The following is a 19,975-nucleotide window of genomic DNA, read 5'->3' as shown; positions in this document are numbered from 1 at the left end:
CCCCGGGCCGGGCGTAAGGGTCAGGTGAAGACCAGATCGTTCGGCCCCAGCGCCGTGGTGACGCCCTGGAGGAACAGCTCCTCCCCCGCCGTGCCCAGATGCACCGCGAGCCCGGCCATGCCCCAGCGGGTCTCGACCGCCTGGGTCACCTCCGCGGTGCCATAGCCTTCCAGCCAGAGCCGGTCCGTGCCGCGGGTGAAATCCACCACCCAGTCATGCCCGTCCCCCTTGGCGAAGACGAAGACATCCGCCCCCGCGCCGCCCGTCAGCCCGTCATCGCCGAGGCCGCCGCGCAGCACGTCATTGCCGCCCAGGCCCTGGAGGTCGTCCGAGCCCGCGGCCCCCTGCAGGTAGTCCGCGCCGCTGCCGCCCTTCAGCCAGTCATCCCCCGCCGTGCCCGCCACCGATGCCGTCGTCGCCGGCAGCGCCACCGCCACGACGCTTCCGGTCGCGAAGCTGCCGGAGAGGCCGAGCTGCTTCGCCGTCACCGCGCCCACGCCATCCAGGAACAGGGAGGTGCCGTCCGCCACCGAGAGCAGCAGGCCGGAGACGCCGGAGACCACCGCGACCTTCGCCGTGATCTCCGCCGTCGTGATGCCGGACAGCACGACCTTGTCCACGCCCGGCGTGAAATCCGTGACGCGGTCCTGGCCCTCGCCCCGCACGACATAGATGCGGTCCGCCCCCGCGCCGCTGGTCATGACGTCATTGCCCGCCTGGCCGCGCAGCTGGTCGTCGCCATCGCCGCCGATCAGCACGTCATTGCCTACCCCGCCATAGAGCAGGTCATTGCCCGCGCCGCCGGCCAGCGTGTCGTCGCCCGTGCCGCCCTGCAGGTAGTCATTGCCGGCGCCGCCGGAGAGGCTGTCCGCCAGGCTGCCGCCGCGCAGCGTGTCATCGGCCGCGGTGCCCGCCAGCACCAGGCCCGAGGGTGCGGCCACCGGCACGTCCTTCAGCACCATGTCATTGGCGCCGAGCGCGGTGACGCCCTGCAGGAACAGCTTCTCCCCGTTCGGCAGCAGCACGTCGAGCCCGGCCATGCCCCAGTAGCTGGCCGCCTTGATGGTGACCTGCGCGGCGGTGAAGCCGTGCAGTTCCAGCCTGTCCGTGCCCGGGGTGAAATCCACCACCCAGTCCACGCCATCGCCCTTGGTGAAGACGACGGTATCCGCGCCGCTGCCGAGCGTCAGGCCATCATCGCCGCGGCCGCCCTCCATCCGGTCATTGCCCGCGGCGCCCTGCAGATCGTCATGGCCCGCGCCGCCGGTGATGGTGTCCGCGCCCGCGCCGCCCGCCAGCGCATCATCCCCGGCCGTGCCGGTGAGCGTCTGGTTGGTGACCGCGGGGGTGGGCGTGGGCGTGGTGAGGGTGGTGCCGATCTTCAGCCCATCCGCCGCCACCCAGACCGGCAGGCCCTGGTCGTCATAGACGGCATTGCCGCGCCCCGCGCCATCGGCGCCGGCCAGCCGGCCATAGCCATGGCCGTAGAACAGCGTGCCGCCCGCCGGCACGGGGCCGGAGAAGGTGGCCAGCAGCGTATCGCCATCCACCAGCGCCGCCGCGGCGCCCCAGACCGTGCCGCCGGCACCCTGCACCGACCAGCCCACCCCCTTCGCCGCATCGGCATCCAGCGCCTGGAAGCCCGCGGCATGGTCATGCGCGACATCGATGCGCAGCTGGTTCGTGCCCACCAGCGCCGCGCGGATCACCTGCGGTCCCTTATCCGCGATGTCGCCGCCGGATTGCGCCACGATGGAGCCCGCCTTGGCGTAGTCCGCCAGGCTTTCCGCGATGCCGCGTGCCGCGCGCGCCACGGTCTGCGCGGCATCGCCGCCATCGATGTGGCCGCCGCCATATTCGATGGTGTTCGGGTTGCCGTCCCAGTCATCCGTCGTCGCGTTGATGTCCTGCATCCGCGCCACGATGCTGGCATTGAAGGAGGCATCGGCGGCCAGCTGCTCCATGCCCCGGCGGATCGCCTGGTGGCCTTCCTCCGTGCCCCAATAGGGCATGGCGGAGACGAAGTTGTAGGAGACGGTGGCCGCGGACTGCCCCAGCGCCGCGCGCACCAGCGCCGCATCGTAGCGGACGGCGGAGACCCATTGCTCCGTCGTCAGGGACGCATTGGCGCTGTCGTATTCGCTGTGCAGCCACAGCACCGCGGTCGGGTCGTCCCGCTGCGTCGCGGGCAGGGACGCGATCTCGTTCAGCAGGGCCTGTTCCTGGGACCCCGGCTGCCAGCCGGCGCCGTTCGGGCGCAGCCAGTCCCCGACCAGCGAGGTGCCGCCGAAGGCGGTGCTGCTGTTCGCATCGAAGCGGTCATAGACCAGCGTCACCGTGTCCTTCACGCCGTCGAAGCCCAGCAGGCGCTCGACCTCCTTCGTGATGGTCCCGGCGCCGGACCAGCCATTGCTTTCCATCAGCAGGATCGCGTTGGACTGGCCGCGGACGAGCAGGTTGATGTTCATGGCGGGCTCCCTGGCCGGATGCAGGGGCGCCGCGAGACGGAGGGCGGCGCCAGCGCCTCACGGGAAGGGGCGGCGCCGCGCTCACGTCTAAGTGTATACTTTAATCACGTCAAGGTGATTTCTCTCGTCAGGGTTGCAAACCCTCCGCCGCGGGAACCAGCCGGTCCAGCACCGCCGCCAGGCCGAGCACCGGCACCGGCAGCCAGGCGGGCCGGTTCGCCATCTCGTACCCCACCTCATAGGCCGCCTTCTCCACCAGGAAGAGGTCGAGCAGCGTCCCCGCCCCCGCCGGCGCCGGCCCGGCCTCCGCCTCCCAGGCCGTGCGATAGGCGGCGAGGAAGGCGGCCTCCGCGGCGCCGCGCCAGCGGGCGATCAGTGCCTCCCGCCGGGGGGAGGAAGCGGCGGTGGCGGTGCCGCTTTCCTCCGTCGCGGTCGCCACGGCGGCGGCGTAGTCCAGGCTCCGCAGCAGGCCGGCCACGTCCTTCCAGGGGCTGGACCGGGCCCGGCGCGCAGCCAGCGGGCGGGCGGGCTCGCCCTCGAAATCCAGGATCACCGCATCGCCGGTCGCGACCAGCACCTGGCCCAGGTGGAAATCGCCATGGCAGCGCGTGGCGGACAGGCCGGCCGGATCGGGCGCGAGCGCGCGGATCGCCTCCACCAGCCGGGCGCGATCGGCGACGAGCCGCCGCGCCGACTCCGCCGCCGGGCCGGGCGGCAGCAGGCCCGGGCGATCGAGCCGCGCCAGCGCGCGGTCGAGCCCCGTGGCCGCTTCCTCCGCGAAGCCGCGCGCCATCGCGGCGTCCATCGGCAGGGGCGCGAAGTCCGGATCCGCCGATGGCCGGGCCAGCACCAGGTGCAGCTGCGCCAGGCGGCGGCCGATCGCCTCCGCCACCGGCAGGTAGCCCGCCAGCGGCTCCTCCGGCTCCGCCTCCGTCAGCGCGGCCTCGTCCACCGTGCGGGCCAGCCAGTCCAGCGTCCAGGCCCAGGCATCCCCCTGGTTGCGGGCGAAGGCCTGCAGCAGCATCAGCGTATGCGGCGTGCCATCCGGCGCCACGCGCACCACCTGGCCGAGCAGCGCGGGCGTGCCGGGATAGGCGGCATCGGTCAGGTAGCGCGCCATCTCCGCTTCCGGATGCAGCCCGGGCAGCACCCGGCGCAGCAGCTTCAGCACCACCGCCTCCCCCAGGATGACGGTGGTGTTGGACTGCTCCACGCCAAGGCGCCGCACTTCCGGCGCTTCCGGCAGGGCGAGGTCGGCCAGGGCGGGCATCGGCAGGAAGCGGAGTTCCCCCAGCGGCGTCGGCAGCACGCGGCCGGCCTGGCAGGCGGCCAGCACGGCGCGGGCGAAGCCATCCGTCGCGACGCCATCCGTCAGCAGGCCGATCCGCGACCCGTGCCGCAGCCGCGCCAGCGCCAGCTGGCCGGCGGACTTCGCGGCCTCCTCCTCCCCCACCCGCGCCAGGGGCAGGGCCCAGTTCTCGCCCGCGGCCTCGATCTCCGCCAGCAGCAGCGGCTCCGGCCCGGCCTGGAGGGGGACGGCATAGGCGAAGCGGGCCGCGAGGCCGCCGGCGGGCGCATCCTTGGACCCGAACCAGCGCCGGCGCGGCAGCCAGGCGGGCAGCACCTCCCGCTCCAGCACCTGGCGGGCCTCGGCGGGCAGCCAGTCCCCGCCCGGGCGGCCGACCAGGGTGCGGAGTTCGGGCAGCGGTTCCGGCGGCGGCACGTGCCAGGATGGCAGCGCGGCGCCTTCCGCCAGCAGGAACCAGTGGAAGGCATAGGGTGGCAGCGTCAGGACGTAGGGCAGCGGGCCGATCGGCGGGAAGGGCGTGCCGCCCAGCATCTCCACCGGCACGCGGCCGGGATGGGCGGAGAGGTCCAGCTCCACCGCCTGCGCGGCGCGGGAGAGGTTGAAGACGCAGAGCACCACCTCCCCCTCCCATTCCCGCAGATAGGCCAGCACCTTGCGGTTGCCGGGATAGAGCAGGCGCATGGCGCCGCGGCCGAAGGCGCGGGTGCGGCGGCGCACCGCCAGCATCCGCCGCGTCCAGTTCAGCAGGCTGTGGCTGTCCCGCGCCTGCGTCTCCACATTGACGGCCTGGAAGCCATAGGTCGCGTCCTGGATGACGGGCAGCACCAGCGCCGCGGGATCGGCGCGGGAGAAGCCGCCATTGCGGTCGGGCGACCATTGCATCGGCGTCCGCACGCCGTCGCGGTCCCGCAGATAGACGTTGTCGCCCATCCCGATCTCGTCGCCGTAGTAGATGACGGGCGTGCCGGGCATGGAAAGCAGCAGGCCGTTCATCAGCTCGATCCGCCGCCGGTCGCGCTCCATCAGCGGCGCCAGGCGCCGGCGGATGCCGAGGTTGATGCGCGCGCGCCGGTCGGCCGCATAGACGGACCAGAGCGTGTCGCGCTCCGCATCCGTCACCATCTCCAGCGTCAGCTCGTCATGGTTGCGCAGGAAGACGGCCCATTGGCAGCCCTCCGGGATGTCGGGCGTCTGGCGCAGGATGTCGGTGATGGGGAAGCGGTCTTCCTGCGCGACGCCCATGTACATGCGCGGCATCAGCGGGAAGTGGAAGCACATGTGGCATTCGTCGCCGGTGCCGAAATAGGCCTGGACGTCCTCCGGCCACTGGTTCGCCTCCGCCAGCAGCATGCGGTTCGGGTAGTCCGCATCCAGCGCCGCGCGGATGCGCTTCAGGATGTCATGCGTCTCCGGCAGGTTCTCGTTGTTCGTGCCGTCGCGCTCCACCAGGTAGGGGACGGCATCGAGGCGCAGCCCATCCACGCCGAGGTCGAGCCAGAAGCGCATGACGCGCAGCACCGCTTCCAGCACGCGCGGGTTGTCGAAGTTCAGGTCGGGCTGGTGGCTGTAGAAGCGGTGCCAGAAATAGGCCTTCGCGACGGGGTCCCAGGTCCAGTTCGACTTCTCGGTATCCAGGAAGATGATGCGCGTGCCGTCGTAGCGCTTGTCGTCGTCGGACCAGACATAGAAGTCCCGCTGCCAGGACCCCGGCGGCGCGCGCCGCGCGCGGCGGAACCACGGGTGTTCGTCGCTGGTGTGGTTGATGACGAGTTCGGTGATGACCTTGAGGCCGCGCGCATGCGCTTCCTCCACCAGGCGCCTGAAGTCGCGCAGCGTGCCGTAGTCCGGGTGCACGGCGCGGTAGTCGCTGATGTCGTAGCCATCGTCGCGCCGGGGGGACGGGTAGAAGGGCAGCAGCCAGATCGCATCCACGCCGAGCCCGGCGGCATGGTCCAGCCGCGCGATCAGGCCGGCGAAGTCGCCGACGCCGTCATCATTCCCGTCCATGAAGGATTTGGGGTGGAGCTGGTAGATGACGGCGTCGCGCCACCAGAACGGCTCCCGCGCCGCATCCCCGCCCTGCTTCCTGCGTCGCCCCGGCATCCAGATCCCCCTTCGGTCGCGGGGGCCAACGCCGCTGGCGTGCCACCGTTCCGGCTGCGGGGGCGCCGGCGGCACCGGGCGGGGCGGGAATCATCACCGGATTCATCACCGGGATGTTGCCCGGATTGTCGCCGCGGCCCGCGATTGTCGCCGCGGGCGCGGGATGCGGGGGCTGGCGGGGGGATTTGTCGTCCGGCGGCGCCAGGCAGGCGCTTTGTCGCCGCCCGCCGCGCCCGCCCGCCGCGAATTAGGCGCCTTTGTCGTGCCGTGTCGCCGGCAGGGCGACGCCACGCAACCCGGCGGCGAGCATCAACTTATTGAGTTGACGGCGAAAAATCAGGAATTCGGGAAGCCGATGAAGACGTAGCCGACCTGACGGATGGTGACGATGCACCGCTCCCCCAGCTCCGGCGCCAGCTTCTGGCGCAGGTGCAGCACGGCGTTGTCCACCGCCCGGTCGCCCGGCCGCCAGGGGCGGCGGAAGACCAGCTGCGTCAGCGCCTCCCGCGTCTGCACCTCCCCGGGTTGGGAGGCCATGACGGCCAGCAGGTCGAATTCCGCCGTCGTCAGTTCCAGCACGGTGCCGTCGGGGCGCAGCAGGCGGCGTTCCACCGGCTGAAGCCGCCAGCGATCCCGCCGCGGCGCCGGCGCGGCGGCATTGCCGGGGCGGCGGATCCGGGCGCGCAGGCGGGCCACCAGTTCGCGGCCCGAGACCGGCTTCACCAGGAAGTCGTCGGCGCCGAGTTCGAGGCCCAGCACACGGTCCGTCTCCTCCCGGTTGCCGGTGACGATCAGGATCGGCGCATCGGTCCGCGCGCGCAGCTCGGGCAGGTGCGGCAGCGTGTCCACCGGCCCCAGCCGCTGGTCCAGGATGATCGCGTCCGGTCGCTGCGTGTCGAGGATGGCGAGCGCCGCCTGGAAGGAATTGGCGACCAGCGTGCGCAACCCGTAGCGCTGCAGATAGGCCGCCATCTCATCCGTGAGTTCACGCTCGTCATCGGCCAGCAGCACCAGCGGCGTCAGCGCCGCGCCCGGCACTTCCGTCATGGCGGGCGACGATTCCGCAAAGCCGGCCTGGCCTTCGGCAAAGCCCCGGCCCGGCGCGCCGCGCGCTGGCCCCCCTGTCCGCGATGTCATCCTTCGTCTCCCCAGACGCAGGATGTCTCCGCCGATGGAGACCCTCCTCGACAATCAGCTTTACCGGAAGACGCCGGATGACGTCGAGAGTCCGTCTCAGTCACTGCGAGAATAGTTAACACGAAAGGCGACAACACGACGACGCGTCTCCGTCTCATTCATCGGCCCGTCACCACGGGGCACCGCCGCCCCGCCACCGGATCGAGGACGGAGCCGCACCATGACCATGCCGATCGGACCAGCCAGCCTTGCCGGGCACCGGGGCCACGGGCCGCAGGCGCGGGAGGTGCCGGACCAGGCGGCGCGGGCCTTCGCGCCGGGCCTGAGCCTGCGCTTCCCCGCCCTTGCCGCCACGCGGGACCCGATGTCGGTGCTGGTGGTGGATGACGAGGCGGAGGTGCTGGAGGAGCTGACGGTCGCGCTCGGGCGGCGCGGGCTTTCGGTGCTCTCGGCCGGCTCGGCGCGGATGGCGCTCTCCATCCTCGCCAGCCGGCCGGATATCGGCGCGCTGGTCACGGATATCCGCATGCCCGGCATGGACGGGATCGCGCTGGCGGAAGCCGCGCTGGCCGGGCGGCGGGAGGCCGAGGCGCTGGAGGTGCTGCTGGTGACGGGCTACGCCTCCGTCGCGCAGGGGCTGTCGGCCAGCCGGATCGGCGCCTTCGGGGTGCTCCGCAAGCCCATGCGGGGCGTGGACCTGGCGCAGATGGTGGAGGATGCGCTGGGCAGCGCCGCGCGGCGGCGCGGCAAGGCGGAGGCCTGGCCGCCGCGGCCGGCCGCCGATGCCGCCCCGGGCGGGGCCACGCGGGCGCCGGCGGGCCTGCCGCTGGTGCACCGGGCGGCGGCGGCGTGGCCTTCCCCCGTGCCGGAGCCGGCCTGGGCCGGCCGCCCCGTGGAACGCCGCGCCACCCCCCGCTTCCCCGAGGACGGCGGCGGGGCCGACCGGCTCGTGCAGGGCCTGGTCGATGACCTCGCCGATGCCCGGGCGCTGGAGGAGGGCGAGGCCGTGCCGCAGCGCGACCCGGTTTCCGCCCATGCGCTGATGGGCGCGGTGGCGGCGCAGCTGCGCAGCCAGGGCGCCAGCTGTTCGCGCCGCATCACCCTGCAGCCCGATGCCGACCCGGCCTTCGAGATCGACTGCGCCCGGCTGCTGCGGGTGATCGCCCTGCTGGGCCACCGCGCCTTCGGCGGCGCGCCCGGCACGGCGGAGCTGTCGCTGGATGCCGGGGCGGGGCAGGCGCGGCTCGACCTGCTGCTGCGGCCCGGCCTGCCGGAACCCGTGGCGCCGGAACCGCTGGCGGAACGCGGCCTGCCCATCGCCGTGGCGCGCCGCATCGTCGCCGCGCTCGGCGGGCGCCTGGATGCCTGGCCCATCCCGACCGGCGGCCTGCGCGCCCGGCTGGTGATCCAGGACGCCTGACCGAGGGCCCCGCCCGGGGCCGCCCCACCGCCCATCACCGCATCGATGACGACGAGGGAGAACACCCATGTTCGCCGACGCCCTTTCCATGTCCGCCGCCCAGGCCCCGGCCGCCGCCCCGGCGCCCCTGCCGATCGCCGCGCCGCCCGCCGCCCCGCTGGCGGAGGCCCCGCGCCAGGCGCTGCATCCCAGCCGCCCGACCTATGGGCGCCGGCGGTCGGATGGCCCGCGCCTCGGCTGGGCGGAACCGCCGCCGGGCGACCGCCGCGTGCAGCTGCCCATGCCCCGGGCGGGGTCGGAGGCCGGGCTGCAGGCCATGATGCAGCGCCTGCGCGGTGAGATGGCGGCGGTGCTGGACGCGGCGGGGCGGGAGGAAGCCGCGCCGCTCTCCATGACGGAATGGGACCGGGAGGAGCCGCAGCCCAGCCTCTTCTCCCTGGTCGAGGGCCTGCTCGGCGCCGCCGTCGCCGCCGCGGCGGAAACGCCGCCGGCCGTGGCGCCCAGCCTGATGCGGGTGCTGGCCTGGGACGCGGTGGCCGCGCTGGCGGACCAGGGCATCCGCTGCGGCCTGCGCAACCTGGCGCCGGCGGAACAGCGCTGCCTGCTGGATCCCCCCCGGCTGCTGCGGGCGCTGGAGCTGCTGGCCCTGCACGGCCAGGCGAATTGCGCCGGCCCCGCGCGGGCCGAGCTGTCGCTGACGGCGGGGGCCGGGGAGACGGTGATGGACCTCGTCGTCCAGCGCGTCTCGGTCGGCACGCTGCAGCCCGGGGCGCGCTCCCGCCTCGTCCGCGAATTGCCGATGGCGATCGCCCGCCGCCTGGTCCAGGCGCAGGGCCACCGCATCGACATCTGGGCCCCGCCCGGCACCGGGCTCCGCGCCCGCATCAGCTTCCGCGCCGCCTGACGCGCGCCCCCTGCACGCCATCCCGAGGATCGATGCCATGCTCAGCGAAGCCCTGACCCTGCCTGCCCAGGAAGCGGCGCCCAAGGCGCCACCCTCCCGCATCACCCGCCGGCTGATCCTGGCCGGCGCCACCACCGCCCTGGTGCTGACGCCCGCCTGCGGCGCCGCCACCAGCGGGGGGGAGGAGGCGACGGGCCCAGACGACCCCGCGGCGCAGTACCGCGCCTTCCGCGACCGCTACATCCTGGGCGACGGGCGCGTCGTGGATACCGGCAACCAGGGCATCAGCCACAGCGAGGGCCAGGGCTACGCCATGCTCTTCGCCGAGGCCTTCGACGACCGGCCGACCTTCGACCGCGTCTATCAATGGGCGCGGCGGACGCTGCGGCGCCCCGATGGCCTGCATTCCTGGCGCTTCCGCCCGGACCAGCGGGTGCGGGTGGATGACCCGAACAATGCGACGGACGGGGACCTCTACATCGCCTGGGCGCTGCTGCGCGCGGCCGATCGCTGGCGGGACGCGGAATACCGGCGCGACGGGATCGCGATCGGCCAGGCGGTGCTCTCGCGACTGGTCATGGAGGTGAACGGCCGGATGGTGCTGCTGCCCGCGGCGCAGGGCTTCCAGCATGCCGACCGCGTGGTGGTGAACCCGTCCTACTACGCCTTCCCCGCCCTGTTCGCGCTGAGCCGCACGGTGCCCGACCGGGCCTGGCAGCGGGTGATGGGCGATGGCGTGCAGATGCTGCGCGGCATGCGCTACGGCCGCTGGGGCCTGCCGGCGGATTGGGTGGAGATCGGCCGCGGCGGCAGCGGCCAGGCGCGCCCGGCGGCGGGCTGGCCCACGCGCTTCAGCTATGACGCGGTGCGCGTGCCGCTCCACATGGCCTGGGCGGGCATGACGGACGAACCCGCGGTGCGTGCCGCCAACAATTTCTGGAACGACCCCGGCTTCTCCGTCCGCCCGGCCTGGACGGATTTGCGCACCGGCCAGGTCGCGCCCTATTCCGCCCCCTCCGGCATCAATGCGGTGGCGGAGGTGACGACGGCGACGGGCTGGCACCGCGGCATCGCCAAGCCGCTGCCGAGCGTGGCGCGCAGCCCCGACTACTACAGCGCGGCGCTCGCGATCCTGTCGCGCATCGCGCTGCGCGAGAATCCGCGCAACCTGATGGCCGGCGGCCCGCCGCCGGCGGCGCCGCCCCCGCGCAACGCGGTGGCCGGCGGGCTGCGCCGGCTGTGGAACGGGGCATGAGGCGCGGCGGGATCCCGGGCGCCGGCCGTGGCGCCCGGGCGCGGCCCTTCAGTAGATGTCGGGCTCCGGCGTCGGCGCCCCGGCTTCCAGGAAGCGGAGGTCGCACCCTTCATCGGCCTGGGTGACCTGGTCGAGATACATCGACGTCCAGCCGCGTTCGTAGCGGCGCAGGGGCGGCGTCCAGGCGGCGCGGCGGCGCTCCATCTCCGCCTCATCGACCAGCAGGTCGAGCTTGCGGTTGGGGACGTCGAGGCGAATGAGGTCGCCATCCCGCACCAGCGCCAGCGGCCCGCCGACATGCGATTCGGGCGCCACATGCAGCACGCAGGTGCCGTAGCTGGTGCCGGACATCCGGGCATCGGACAGGCGCACCATGTCCCGCACCCCCTGCTTCAGCAGCTTCTGCGGGATCGGCATCATCCCCCATTCGGGCATGCCCGGTCCGCCCTGCGGCCCCGACGACCGCAGCACCAGCACGCTGTCCGCCGTGACATCGAGGTCCGGGTCATCCAGCCGCTTCTTGAGGTCCGCGTAGTTGTCGAAGACCACCGCCGGCCCGGTATGGGTCAGCAGCCGCGGATCGGCGGCGGAGGTCTTGATGACCGCCCCCTTCGGCGCCAGCGTGCCCTTCACCACCGCGAGCCCGCCTTCCGCCTGGATCGGCCGGTCGAGCGGGCGGATGACCTCGTCGTTGAAGACCTCCGCATCCGCGATGTCCTCGCCCATGGTGCGACCGCTGACCGTCTTCGCCGTCAGGTCGAGATGCGGCGAGAGGCGCTTGAGGAAGGCGCGGCTGCCGCCAGCGTAGAAGAAATCCTCCATCAGCGCCTCGCCCGCATTGGGGCGGAGATTGGCGATCAGCGGCACGCGGCGGCTGATGGTGTCGAAGCGCTCCAGGTCCAGCTCCAGCCCGGCGCGGCGGGCCATGGCGATGATGTGGATGATGGCGTTGGTCGATCCGCCGAAGGCCATGGTGGCGGCGACCGCATTGTCCACGCTGCCCTGCGTCAGCATCGCGGCCGGGGTCAGGTCCTCCCACACCATCTCCACGATGCGGCGGCCGGAATCGGTGGCCATGCGGGGGTGGTTGGCATCCGGCGCCGGGATGGAGGAGGCGCCGGGCAAGGTCAGGCCCATCGCCTCGCAGGCCAGCATCATGGTGGCCGCCGTGCCGGCCGTCATGCAGGTGCCGAAGGACCGGGCGATGCCCGTCTCCATGTCCTTCCACTGGGCTTCGGTGATGTTCCCGGCGCGCAGTTCGGCATTGTACTTCCAGACGTCGGAGCCCGAGCCCAGCGTCTTGCCCCGCCAATTGCCGCGCAGCATCGGCCCGGCGGGGACGAAGATGAAGGGCAGGCCCATGGACAGCGCGCCCATCACCAGGCCCGGCGGCGTCTTGTCGCAGCCGCCCAGCAGCACCAGGCCGTCACAGGGCTGGCTGCGCGCCAGTTCCTCCGTCTCCATCGCCAGCATGTTCCGGTAGAGCATGCTGGTGGGCTTCATGTACTGCTCGGTCACCGGATGCGCCGGCAGTTCCACCGGGAAGCCGCCGGCCTGCCAGACGCCGCGCTTCACCTCCTCCGCCCGCGTGCGGAAGTGGAAGTGGCAGGGGCTCAGCTCCGACCAGGTGTTGATGATGCCGATCACCGGCTTGCCGCGGAAATCGGCCTCCGAGAAGCCCATCTGGAGCATGCGCGACCGGTGGCCGAAGGCGCGGAGGTCATCCACCCCGTACCAGCGATGGCTGCGAAGTTCCTCCGGCCGCTTGCGAGTGCCCATGATGCGGTGATCCCCCCTTGGTCGAGCGGGCCGCAGCCTGCCACCCGTCGCCCGGCCCGACCAGCCCGGCAGGCCCCGGCGGGGTGCGCCGCTTGACCGGCGCCGGCAGGTCCCCCACCGTCCCGCCGTTTCCGCCGGAGACATGATGGCCGCGCTACCGCTGAAACGCCCGCTCCGGGTGATGTTCATCCACCAGAACTTCCCGGGCCAATACGCCCACCTCGCCCCCGCCATGGCGCAGCGGGAGGGGGTGCAGGTCTGGTGCGTGGGCGAGAAGCCGGGCTACGAGGCGCCGGGCATCACCTACATCCCCTACGGCCCCCCCAAGGGCGCCGGGGAACAGACGCATCGCTACCTCCGCCCCTTCGAGGGCTCGCTCCGCCGCGGGCAGCACCTGACGAATGCGCTGGTGAAGGCGCGGGACCAGGGGCTGCGGCCGGACCTCATCGTCTGCCATCCCGGCTGGGGCGAGGGGCTGTTCCTGAAGGATGTCTTCCCGCAGGCGCGCACCCTGTTCTACTGGGAGTTCTTCTACAACGCGGCCGGCCAGGACCTGGGCTTCGACCCCGCCCAGCCGGTGACGCTGGACGATGCCGCGCGGGTGCGGGTGCTGAACTCGGCGCAGCTCGTCTCCCTCCAGGTCGCGGATTGGGGCGTCTCCCCCACCCGCTGGCAATGGAGCCGCTACCCCGCCTGGGCGCGCCGGCGCATCACCGTGCTGCATGAGGGCGTGGACACCGACCGCTGCGCGCCGCGCCCCGGCGCCGTCTTCCGCACGCCGGAGGGGCGGGAATTCCGGCGCGGCGATCCCGTCATCTCCTATGTCGCGCGGAACCTGGAGCCCTATCGCGGCTTCCCGAGCTTCATGCGCGCCCTGCCCCGCCTGCAGCGCGAAAGGCCCGACCTGCACACGGTGATCGTGGGGGGGAACGAGGTCTCCTACGGCAAGAAGCCGCCGGGGGCGGAAAGCTGGAAGGACCGGATGCTGGAGGAGGTCGGCGGGGAACTCGACCTCGGCCGCATCCACTTCACCGGTCGCGTGCCGCATGACGCGCTGCACGACCTGTTCCGCGTGACGCGCGCGCATGTGTACCTGACCTACCCCTTCGTCCTGTCCTGGTCGATGCTGGAGGCGATGGCCTGCGGCGCGCTGGTGGTGGGCAGCGACACGCCGCCGGTGAGCGAGGCGATTCGCCACGGCCATAACGGCCTGCTGGTGCCCTTCTTCGACCCGGACGCGCTGGCGCGCACGGTGCTGTCCGTGCTGGCGGACCCCGATGCCCATGCGCCCCTCGCCGCCGCCGGGCGGCGCAGCGTGATCGAGCGCTTCGACCTGAAGACCATCTGCCTGCCCCGGCAGATCGAGCTGCTGGAGACGATCGCGGCCGGGGGGGAGCCGGCGCCGGAGCCCGACGCCGCCCGCTGGTAGCGGCCAGGCCCGGCCAACGGCCCGCCACCGGAATTGCCCGCTGACGAAATTGAAAGAGTTTCTTGTCATTGACGGGGGCAGCGCCCGCGGCTTGCGGCCTTTCGCGGGGCTCTACCTTGGATTATGCAAGGCCCCCGGGTTTAAGCTCAGGGTTCAACCCCAGGGTTCCAGGCCCCCGGGGATCTCGGCCCGGGTGGTCAGGCCCCAGGGTCGCAGCGCCAGGAATATCGGTGGGAAGTCGGCAGGATGACGGCGGGGATGACGGCGATGCTGGATGAGCTGCGCGCGCCCGCCACGGGCATCCGCTGCGCCGGCAATGTGGAAGCGCAGGGCTTCGGCATCGACGGGCCGCTGCTGCTTTCCGTCCGCCGCTTCGAGGATTCCCGCGGCGTCTTCATCGAGACCTACAACCGCCGGGACTTCACCGCCGTCGGCATCGCGGAGGAGTTCGTCCAGGACAACCAGTCCCTCTCGGTCCATCCCGGCACGGTGCGCGGCCTGCACTTCCAGGTGCCGCCGGCGCCGCAGGCCAAGCTGGTGCGGGTGCTGCGGGGGCGGATCCTGGACATCGCGGTGGATCTGCGCGCCGGCTCCCCCACCTTCGGCCAGCATGTGGCGGCGGAGCTGTCGGCGGAGAACGGGCTGATGTTCTACATCCCCGTGGGCTTCGCCCATGGCTTCGCGACGCGGGAGCCGGAGACGGAGGTCGCCTACAAGGTCTCCGCCCTCTACGCGCCGGGCTGCGACCGCGGCATCGCCTGGGACGACCCCGCCCTCGGCATCGACTGGGGCATCGCGCCGGGGCAGGCGCGGCTGTCCGACAAGGACCGGGTGCTGCCGAAGCTCGCCGATCTCGGACCCTGCTTCTGATGCGCCTGCTGGTCGCGGGGCGGGAAGGCCAGGTGGCGCGGGCGCTGGCGGCGCGCTTTGCCGGCCACGCCCTCACCGCGCTGGAACCGCCGGCGCTCGACCTGACCGACAGGGCCTCGATCGAGGCCGCCATGGCCGCCGCGTCGCCCGACGCGGTGGTGAACGCCGCCGCCTATACGGCGGTGGACCGGGCGGAGGACGACGCGGCGCTGGCGGAGGCGGTGAACCGGGACGGCGCGGCGAACCTGGCCGCGGCCGCGGCCGCGCGGGGCCTGCCCTTCATCCACTTCTCCACCGACTACGTCTTCGACGGCCGCAAGGGCGCGCCCTATGTCGAGACGGATGCGCCCTCCCCCCTCGGCGTCTATGGCCGCAGCAAGGAGGAAGGGGAAAGGGCGGTGCTGGCCGCCAATCCGCGCAGCGCCATCCTCCGCACCGCCTGGGTCTGCAGCCCGGTCGGCGGCAATTTCGTGAAGACCATGCTGCGCCTGGCGGCGGAGCGGGACGAGTTGCGCGTGGTGGCGGACCAGCACGGCGCGCCGACCTTCGCCGCCGACCTGGCGGAAGCGGTCTTCGCCATGGCGCCCCGGCTGCTGGCGGCACCGGCGGGGGACGAGGCCTTCGGCCTGTTCCACCTCTCCGGCGCGCCGCACACCACCTGGCACGGCTTCGCGACGGAGATCCTGGCGCAGGCGGCGATGCGCGGCCATCGCCGCCCGGCGGTGACGCCCATCGCCACCAGCGACTATCCGACGCGCGCGACGCGGCCGGCGGATGGGCGGCTGGACTGCACGAAGATCGGGCGGGTGCATGGCATCGCGCCCGCGGATTGGCGCGCCTCGCTCGCGCGCTGCCTGGATGAACTGATCGGCCCGCCCAGCGCGGGGTTGAAGGAAGGCGCGCCATGAAGGGCATCGTCCTGGCCGGAGGATCCGGCACGCGGCTGCATCCCGCGACGCTCGCGGTCTCGAAGCAGCTGCTGCCCGTCTTCGACAAGCCGATGATCTACTATCCGCTCTCGGTCCTGATGCTGGCGGGCATCCAGGAGATCATGATCATCTCCACGCCGCACGACATGCCGCTGTTCCAGCGGCTGCTCGGCGATGGCGCGCGCTGGGGGCTGCGCTTCGACTACACGGTGCAGGAGAAGCCGGACGGCATCGCCCGCGCGCTGACGCTGTCCGAGGATTTCCTCGCGGGCGCGCCGAGCACGCTGGTGCTGGGCGACAACCTGTTCCACGGCCACGACCTGGAGACGCGGCTGAAGGAGGCGCGGGAGGCCGCGAGCCAGGGGGCTGGCGCCGGCGTCTTCGCCTATCGCGTCGCCGATCCCGAACGCTACGGCGTGGTGGAGTTCGACGGCGAGGGCACGGCGCTGAGCCTGGAGGAGAAGCCGAAGGCGCCCAAGTCCAACTGGGCGGTCACCGGCCTCTATGTCTATGACGGGCGGGCACCCGCCATCGCGCGCGGGCTCAAGCCCTCCGCGCGCGGGGAGCTGGAGATCACCGACCTCAACCGCGCCTATCTGGACGAAGGGTCGCTGCGCGTCACGCGGCTCGGCCGCGGCTATGCCTGGCTCGACACCGGCACGCATGACAGCCTGCTGGAAGCCGGCGAATTCGTCCGCGCGATCGAGAAGCGGACGGGGCAGAAGGTGGCCTCGCCGGAGGAGATCGCCTGGCGCATGGGCTTCATCGATGCCGACCAGCTGCGGGCGCTGGCGAAGCCGCTGCGCAACAGCGGCTATGGCACCTACCTCGAAGGCCTGCTGGCGCGCGAGGACCAGTGATGGACGGCGCGCCGGCTGGGGATGGGCTGGCGCCGGACCTGCAGGCGCTGGCGGATAGCGGCATCCTCGATGCCGAATGGTATGTCGCGAACAACGCCGATGTCGCCCATGCCGGCGAGGATCCGACGCTGCATTTCCTGACGCGCGGATGGCGCGAGGGACGGCGGCCCAACTACTACCTCGACCCCGCCTGGTACCTGGCGCAGCACCCCGATGTGCGCGACGCCGGCTTCGACCCCGTGCTGCACTATGTCATGCACGGGGACCTGGAAAGCCGCCAGCCGGGCCCGCATTTCGACACGGCCTGGTACCGCGTGCGCAACGGGCTGGACCCCGCGGAGCCCGCGCTGGCGCATTACCTGCGCAGCCGCGCCTATGGCGCCGCGCCGATCCCGGAATTCGACGCGGAATTCTACCTCGCGACCTATCGCGACGTGGCGCGCGCCGGCGCCGATCCCTTCGAGCACTACGTCACGATCGGCTGGCAGGAAGGGCGCGAACCCTCGCCCGATTTCGAAAGCCGCTACTACGTCAAGCGCCACATGGGCGGGCAGGCGGAGATGCCGCCGCTGCTGCACTGGCTGGCCCACCGGCACGAACCCGGCGTGCATCCGCGCATGCCGCAGGAAACGCCGACCATCCCGCGCATGGTCAAGCGCAACACCCGCGCCGGCGAGGATTTCGAGGAGGCGAAGCCCCTGCCCGATGGCGCCCGCCCGCGCGCCAAGGTGCTGACCTACTACCTGCCGCAGTTCCACGCGATCGCGGAGAACGATGCCTGGTGGGGCAAGGGCTTCACCGAATGGACCAACCTGCCGCGCGCCCTGCCGCGCTTCGCCGGCCACTACCAGCCGCGCATCCCGCGCGACCTCGGCCCCTATGCGCTGACGGACATGAACGTCATGCGCCGCCAGATCGAGATGGCGAAGCGCGGCGGCGTCTTCGGCTGGGTCTTCTACTGGTACTGGTTCAACGGCCACCGGCTGCTGGAAAAGCCGGTCGATGCCTTCCTGGCGGACCGCAGCCTCGACATGCCCTTCGCCCTGATGTGGGCGAACGAGAACTGGACGCGGCGCTGGGACGGCGCCGAGAACGACGTGCTGATGAGCCAGGACTACCGGCCGGAGGAGGAGGCCGCGCTGATGGCCGAACTCGCCCGGCACTTCCGCGATCCGCGCTACATCCGCGTCAATGGCCGCCCGCTGCTGATGATGTACCGCGCCGGGCTGATGCCGGAGCCGAAGGAGATCGTGGCGGGCTGGCGCAAGCGCTTCCGCGACGACCACGGGGAGGACCCCGTCTTCGTCATGGCGCAGAGCTTCGACGACATCGACCCGCGGGAGGTCGGCTTCGACGCCGCCATCGAATTCCCGCCGCACAAGGTGACGAAGCGCGCGATGCCGATCAGCGCGTCGCTCGACTACCTCGACCCCGACTTCACCGGCACCGTCTTCAGCTATGACGACATCGCCCGCGTGTCGCTGGAGGAGCCGGAGCCCGAATACCCGCTGATCAAATGCGCGGTGCCGGGCTGGGACAACGACCCGCGCAAGCAGGGCACCAACACCGTCATCATCCACGGATCGACGCCCGCCACCTACGAGGCCTGGCTGGGGGAGCTGGTGGAGCGCGCGGCGGCCAGGCCCTTCATGGGCGCGGAGCCCTTCGTCTGCGTCAATGCCTGGAACGAATGGTGCGAGGGCGCCTATCTGGAGCCCGACCTGCATTACGGCCACGCCTTCCTGAACGCGACGGCGCGCGCCGTCATCGGCCGCGCGGCGCAGGAAGTGCCCTGCCTGCTGGTGGTGGCCGGCGATGCGGAGGAGCGGGAGGCGACGCGTCGCCTGCTCGCCGCCGTGCAGGCCATCGCCCGGCGCAGCGGGCTGCGGGTGGAGGTGCTGCTGCTGGCGGGCGGGCCGCTGGAGCCCGATTTCGCCCGGCTCGGCCCGGTGACGGTGGCGACGGCGGCGGAGGCCGCGCTGGCCAATGCCCGCGCCAGCGGCATCCGCCACGCCGTGATGGATGCCGCCGCGGCCGCCCGCCTGGCGCGCGCCGCCATTCGCGCCGGCATCCGCACCACCCTGCTGCTGGAGGAGATGCCGGCCATGCTGCGCGCGCGCGGCCTGACCGGCGCGCTGCGGGCGGCCCTCGGCCAGGTGGATGCCTGCCTGGTGCCCGCCGTGGCGGTCAGGGACGCGCTGGCGGAGGAGCTGCGCGGCAGCGCGGTGCCGGAGGTGCTGGAGCCGGGGCTGCCGGCCGCCCCTGCCCCCGACCCGGCGGCCGCGCTGGCGGCGCGGGAGGCACTGGGCATCGCGCCCGGCGACCCCCTGCTGCTGGGCGCCGGGCCGGGCGACCTGCGCCATGGGATAGACCTGTTCATCCAGCTCTTCCGGCGCCTGCGCGCCCGGCATCCGCGGCTTGCCGCCGCCTGGGTCGGGCCGCTGGACCCCGCCATCCGCGCCTGGATGGGCAGCGAGATCGCGGCCGCGACGCGGGAGGGGTTCCACCTGGTGGAGCACCTGGCGCATCCCGGCGCCCTGCTGCCGGCCGCGGACCTGCTGGCGCTGACCGCGCGCGAGGCCCCCTTCCCGCTGCTGGCGCAGGAAGCCGCCTCCGCCGGTCTGCCGATCCTGGCCTTCGAGCAAGCGGGCGGCGCCGCGGCGCTGGCGGTGGAATTCGGCGGCGCCGCCGTCGCCCTCGGCGATGTGGAGGCGATGGCCCAGGAGGCGACGAGGCTGCTGGACCCGCCGGCGACCCCGGCGGCCCGCCAGGCGCGCCACGCCGCGGCGCGGGCGCGCTTCGACGAGGCCCGCCACGCCCGCGCCCTGCTGGCGCGGCTGGTGCCGGGGCTGCCGGGCATCGCCGCCGTGGTGGCGGGCCAGGGGCGCGGCCGCATGCTCGCCAGCCGGCTCGATGCCGTCTTCCGGCAGGACCAGCCGGTGGCCGACCTGCTGGTGGCGGAGGATGGGGCGGACCCGCTGGTGGCGCAGGGCGCGGCGGAGGCCGCGCTGCGCTGGCACCGCCACTGGCGCCGCGTGGTGGCGCCCGTGCCGGGCTGGCGCGCCCTGGCCGCCCTGGCGCTGGCGGAAAGCGATGCCGCGCTGATCTGGCTGGCCGATCCGGACCTGGCCCCGGGCGGCCCCTTCCTGCGCCGCGCCGCGGCGGCGCTGGAGGCCGAGCCCGGCGCCGCCTTCGCCGCCATCCGCGAAGCCGGCGGGGATCCCGTGCCCGGCGCCGTGCTGTGGCGCCGCGCCGCGCTGGCGGCGGCGCTCGCCGGCCCCACGCCGCCCGAATCCGAGGCCGCGGCGATGCGGGGCCTGGCCGGTGCCGCGGTGTCGCAGGTGGCGCTGCTGCGCCTGCCCGCCCCCCCGGCACCGCCCGCGCCGGAGCCGCTGGCCGAAGCCCCAGCGGCGCGGCGACGGCGCGGCCGGGGCCGCTGATCCCGGGCGCGCGCCACGAATACTGTGGCGACGATTCGGTTGATCACGAAATCGCGATCAATTACTGAATAG

At 73.0% G+C, this 19,975-nt stretch carries 12 protein-coding genes; 8 read left to right on the top strand and 4 right to left on the bottom strand.

What is annotated here, in order from left to right; genetic code table 11:
- Positions 1–20: 20 nt before the first annotated feature.
- The 3 genes from JJI54_RS28455 to JJI54_RS28445 form a co-directional block, all read right to left on the bottom strand.
- Positions 21–2,468 carry a calcium-binding protein gene (locus tag JJI54_RS28455; RefSeq protein WP_203076813.1) on the bottom strand — a complete coding sequence of 816 codons (2,448 nt, stop codon included), beginning with the start codon at positions 2,466–2,468 and terminating at the stop codon, positions 21–23.
- Between the two features lie 127 nt (positions 2,469–2,595).
- A complete protein-coding gene (gene treS / locus JJI54_RS28450) occupies positions 2,596–5,880 on the bottom strand; it encodes a maltose alpha-D-glucosyltransferase (RefSeq protein ID WP_203076812.1) in 3,285 nt (1,094 codons plus the stop codon).
- Positions 5,881–6,216: 336 nt separating this feature from the next.
- Positions 6,217–6,927, bottom strand: coding sequence for a response regulator transcription factor (locus JJI54_RS28445; RefSeq protein ID WP_203076811.1), 711 nt, complete (start codon positions 6,925–6,927; stop codon positions 6,217–6,219).
- 310 nt (positions 6,928–7,237) lie between these two features.
- On the opposite strand from JJI54_RS28445, the gene JJI54_RS28440 reads away from it, so the two are divergent.
- The 3 genes from JJI54_RS28440 to JJI54_RS28430 all read left to right on the top strand — a co-directional run bounded on the left by JJI54_RS28440 (position 7,238) and on the right by JJI54_RS28430 (position 10,596).
- Positions 7,238–8,437: a response regulator gene (locus JJI54_RS28440; protein ID WP_203076810.1), complete on the top strand. Its 1,200-nt coding sequence runs from the start codon at positions 7,238–7,240 to the stop codon at positions 8,435–8,437.
- A gap of 67 nt (positions 8,438–8,504) precedes the next feature.
- Positions 8,505–9,341, top strand: a complete 837-nt coding sequence (locus JJI54_RS28435; RefSeq protein WP_203076809.1) for a hypothetical protein — start codon at positions 8,505–8,507, stop codon at positions 9,339–9,341.
- A gap of 37 nt (positions 9,342–9,378) precedes the next feature.
- Positions 9,379–10,596, top strand: a complete 1,218-nt coding sequence (locus tag JJI54_RS28430; protein WP_203076808.1) for a glycosyl hydrolase family 8 — start codon at positions 9,379–9,381, stop codon at positions 10,594–10,596.
- 48 nt (positions 10,597–10,644) lie between these two features.
- Here the strand turns inward: JJI54_RS28430 and araD are convergent, their stop codons facing one another.
- Positions 10,645–12,375: an L-arabinonate dehydratase gene (araD, locus tag JJI54_RS28425; protein WP_203076807.1), complete on the bottom strand. Its 1,731-nt coding sequence runs from the start codon at positions 12,373–12,375 to the stop codon at positions 10,645–10,647.
- Between the two features lie 145 nt (positions 12,376–12,520).
- Between araD and JJI54_RS28420 the strand changes: the two genes are divergently transcribed.
- The 5 genes from JJI54_RS28420 to JJI54_RS28400 all read left to right on the top strand — a co-directional run bounded on the left by JJI54_RS28420 (position 12,521) and on the right by JJI54_RS28400 (position 19,903).
- The gene (locus JJI54_RS28420; RefSeq protein ID WP_203076806.1) at positions 12,521–13,804 is read left to right on the top strand and encodes a glycosyltransferase family 4 protein; all 1,284 of its coding nucleotides are present in this window, start codon (positions 12,521–12,523) and stop codon (positions 13,802–13,804) included.
- 246 nt (positions 13,805–14,050) lie between these two features.
- Positions 14,051–14,674 carry a dTDP-4-dehydrorhamnose 3,5-epimerase gene (rfbC, locus tag JJI54_RS28415; RefSeq protein ID WP_226382197.1) on the top strand — a complete coding sequence of 208 codons (624 nt, stop codon included), beginning with the start codon at positions 14,051–14,053 and terminating at the stop codon, positions 14,672–14,674.
- Positions 14,674–15,582: a dTDP-4-dehydrorhamnose reductase gene (gene rfbD / locus JJI54_RS28410; protein WP_203076805.1), complete on the top strand. Its 909-nt coding sequence runs from the start codon at positions 14,674–14,676 to the stop codon at positions 15,580–15,582. Before rfbC ends, rfbD begins: the two co-directional genes overlap by 1 nt.
- A complete protein-coding gene (rfbA, locus tag JJI54_RS28405; protein WP_203076804.1) occupies positions 15,579–16,463 on the top strand; it encodes a glucose-1-phosphate thymidylyltransferase RfbA in 885 nt (294 codons plus the stop codon). The genes rfbD and rfbA overlap by 4 nt, the downstream gene beginning before the upstream one ends.
- Positions 16,463–19,903, top strand: a complete 3,441-nt coding sequence (locus JJI54_RS28400) for a glycoside hydrolase family 99-like domain-containing protein (RefSeq protein ID WP_203076803.1) — start codon at positions 16,463–16,465, stop codon at positions 19,901–19,903. Before rfbA ends, JJI54_RS28400 begins: the two co-directional genes overlap by 1 nt.
- The last annotated feature ends 72 nt before the right edge of the window (positions 19,904–19,975 follow it).

Origin of the sequence: Falsiroseomonas ponticola (assembly GCF_016805305.1) — a bacterium.
Classification (GTDB): Bacteria; Pseudomonadota; Alphaproteobacteria; order Acetobacterales; family Acetobacteraceae; genus Falsiroseomonas; species Falsiroseomonas ponticola.
This window is presented reverse-complemented; position numbering and strand designations above follow the sequence as displayed.

Excerpts from the sequence above, each read along its gene's own strand:
- JJI54_RS28445 (WP_203076811.1), bottom strand. The coding sequence starts at position 6,927 with ATGACGGAAGTGCCGGGCGCGGCGCTGACGCCGCTGGTGCTGCTGGCC.
- rfbC (WP_226382197.1), top strand. The coding sequence starts at position 14,051 with ATGACGGCGGGGATGACGGCGATGCTGGATGAGCTGCGCGCGCCCGCC.
- JJI54_RS28420 (WP_203076806.1), top strand. The coding sequence starts at position 12,521 with ATGGCCGCGCTACCGCTGAAACGCCCGCTCCGGGTGATGTTCATCCAC.
- JJI54_RS28455 (WP_203076813.1), bottom strand. The coding sequence starts at position 2,468 with ATGAACATCAACCTGCTCGTCCGCGGCCAGTCCAACGCGATCCTGCTG.
- araD (WP_203076807.1), bottom strand. The coding sequence starts at position 12,375 with ATGGGCACTCGCAAGCGGCCGGAGGAACTTCGCAGCCATCGCTGGTAC.
- JJI54_RS28430 (WP_203076808.1), top strand. The coding sequence starts at position 9,379 with ATGCTCAGCGAAGCCCTGACCCTGCCTGCCCAGGAAGCGGCGCCCAAG.
- JJI54_RS28400 (WP_203076803.1), top strand. The coding sequence starts at position 16,463 with ATGGACGGCGCGCCGGCTGGGGATGGGCTGGCGCCGGACCTGCAGGCG.
- rfbD (WP_203076805.1), top strand. The coding sequence starts at position 14,674 with ATGCGCCTGCTGGTCGCGGGGCGGGAAGGCCAGGTGGCGCGGGCGCTG.
- JJI54_RS28435 (WP_203076809.1), top strand. The coding sequence starts at position 8,505 with ATGTTCGCCGACGCCCTTTCCATGTCCGCCGCCCAGGCCCCGGCCGCC.
- rfbA (WP_203076804.1), top strand. The coding sequence starts at position 15,579 with ATGAAGGGCATCGTCCTGGCCGGAGGATCCGGCACGCGGCTGCATCCC.
- JJI54_RS28440 (WP_203076810.1), top strand. The coding sequence starts at position 7,238 with ATGACCATGCCGATCGGACCAGCCAGCCTTGCCGGGCACCGGGGCCAC.
- treS (WP_203076812.1), bottom strand. The coding sequence starts at position 5,880 with ATGCCGGGGCGACGCAGGAAGCAGGGCGGGGATGCGGCGCGGGAGCCG.